The sequence below is a fragment of the Streptomyces sp. SID14478 genome (assembly GCF_010548525.1).
GTDB lineage: Bacteria > Actinomycetota > Actinomycetes > Streptomycetales > Streptomycetaceae > Streptomyces.
The window spans coordinates 1-749 of the sequence record NZ_JAAGMG010000897.1; the positions used below are offsets into that span (position 1 = coordinate 1).

At 75.2% G+C, this 749-nt stretch carries 1 protein-coding gene and 1 pseudogene; one reads left to right on the forward strand and one right to left on the reverse strand.

Features of this window, described 5'->3' with window-relative positions; all coding sequences use genetic code 11:
• Nucleotides 1-278 (reverse strand): LysR family transcriptional regulator (locus G3I40_RS29195; RefSeq protein ID WP_164305530.1); only part of this gene is annotated, 278 nt, incomplete at its 3' end.
• Nucleotides 279-408: 130 nt separating this feature from the next.
• Between G3I40_RS29195 and G3I40_RS29200 the strand changes: the two are divergent.
• A pseudogene (locus G3I40_RS29200) lies at nucleotides 409-749 on the forward strand (alcohol dehydrogenase); the annotation flags it as partial.

A 749-nucleotide genomic window follows, 5' to 3' on the forward strand; every position in this document is an offset into this window, starting at 1 on the left:
CGCACGGCGTCGACGGCAGCCCGGCCCGCGTCGAGGACCTGCCGGGCGGGTTCCAGGAACCGCGCGCCGTCAGCGGTCGCCCCGACCCCGCGCGCGCCCCGCTCGAAGAGCCGCACCCCCAGCGTCGACTCCAGCCGGGCGACCCGCTTGGACAGTGCCTGCTGGGTGATGCCGAGGCGGGCGGCGGCGCGCCCGAAGTGCCGCTCGTCGGCGACGGCGACGAAGGCGCGGACCTGCGCGAGATCGAGGTCGGGGCCGGGATCGGGGCTCTGCTCCATGCGCCCCACCCTAAGGAAGCGGACCTCACGGCTCTCACCGACCCCGCGGACCCGCGAGGACAACCGCCGGTTGTCGTATCCGGCGGCCGGTTGTTGGCCGCCGCTCCCCCGCGCCGGGTCCACTGTCGGCATGAGAGCTTACGTACCCACGGGCAAGGCCCACATCGGTCAACCGCACGTCGTCCTCGCCGAGTTGTCGCAGCCGCGGCTGCGCCCCGACGAGGCGCTGATCAAGGTCGAGGCGTACTCGGTGAACCGCGGCGAGACGTTCAAGCTGGAGGAGCCGGGGGCGAGTTGGCAGCCCGGCAAGGACGTCGCCGGTCTGGTCGTGCAGCAGGCCGCGGACGGCAGCGGGCCCGAGGCGGGGCGCCGGGTCGTGGGCCACCCGATGAGCGCGGGCTGGGCCGAGTACGCCGCCGTGCCGACCTGCGCCCTCGCCGAACTGCCCGACTCCGTCACCGCGCCGCAGGC